This is a genomic window from Daeguia caeni, assembly GCF_042653845.1.
Classification (GTDB): Bacteria; Pseudomonadota; Alphaproteobacteria; order Rhizobiales; family Rhizobiaceae; genus Brucella; species Brucella caeni.
In genome coordinates this window covers 1-1,180 of record NZ_JBHSEL010000005.1, presented here as the reverse complement: position 1 = coordinate 1,180, position 1,180 = coordinate 1, and the positions used below count along the sequence as shown (strand labels likewise).

Below are 1,180 nucleotides of genomic sequence, written 5' to 3'. Positions count from 1 at the left end.
CGATCAGGACGCAGGCCCGGCGTTGAGAGATCGGATGATCCGTCATCGCCCGCAGCACCGCGTCCCGCCGCGCCATCGGTGTCATCAAGGTTTTCCCAGGAGATCCTTCAGAACCACATTGTCGAGCATGGCATCCGCCAGCAGACGCTTCAGCTTTGCGTTCTCGTCTTCGAGCTGCTTCAGCCGCTTGGCGTCAGACAGGTCCATCCCGCCATACTTGGCTGGTCTGCCCCCTGAAAAGTGGTCCTCCCTGAAGTAGGCTATTGAGCCGTAGGAGGACGTTGGAATGCCCCAGAAGAAGCACAAACCCGAAGAGATCGTGGCGAAGCTGCGCCAAGTCGATGTTCTGTTGTCGCAAGGTCGTTCTGTCGGAGAAGCGGTTCGCTCGATCGGCGTGACGCAGTTTACATACTATCGGTGGCGCAAGGAGTTCGGCGGCCTGAAGGTGACCAGGTAAAGCGCCTAAAAGAGCTTGAGAAAGAGAATGACCGGCTGCGCAAGGCTGTGTCGGACCTGACGCTCGAGAAGCTGATCCTGAAAGAGGCTGCCTCGGGAAACTTCTGAGCCCCGCTCGCCGTCGCCGTTGCGTCGATCATGTCATGGCGAAGTTCTCCGTGTCGGAGCGCTTTGCCTGCAAGGTTCTCGGCCAACACCGCTCGACCCAGCGCAAGAAGCCGCAAGGCCGGCCCGATGAAGAGGCGTTGACCTCCGACATCATCCGGCTCGCTTCCCGCTATGGCCGTTATGGCTATCGCAGGATCACGGCGATGCTGCGGTCTGAAGGCTGGACGGTGAACGCCAAGCGTGTCGAACGGATCTGGCGGCGGGAGGGGCTGAAGGTTCCCCAGAAGCAACCGAAGAAGGGGCGGCTCTGGTTGAATGACGGATCGTGCATCCGGCTTCGACCCGAGCATCCAAACCATGTCTGGTCCTATGACTTCGTCGAGGGTCGGACCCACGATGGCAGGAGATTCCGCATGCTCAACATCATCGACGAGTTCACCAGGGAATGCCTTGCAATCCGCATCGATCGCAAGCTCAACTCGACCGACGTCATCGACGCCCTGTCGGACCTGTTCATCCTGCGTGGTGTGCCCGGCCATGTCCGTTCCGACAACGGCCCGGAGTTCATCGCCAAGGCTGTACGGGAGTGGATCGTAGCCGTCGGCGCAAAGACAGC

General features: G+C 60.2%; 2 pseudogenes. One reads left to right on the top strand and one right to left on the bottom strand.

Annotation, left to right across the window (positions count from 1 at the left end):
* Positions 1–222 (bottom strand): annotated as a pseudogene (locus ACFO1V_RS01045) (IS3 family transposase); the annotation flags it as partial.
* A 64-nt stretch (positions 223–286) separates the two neighbouring features.
* Between ACFO1V_RS01045 and ACFO1V_RS01040 the strand changes: the two are divergent.
* Positions 287–1,180: pseudogene (locus ACFO1V_RS01040) on the top strand (IS3 family transposase); the annotation flags it as partial.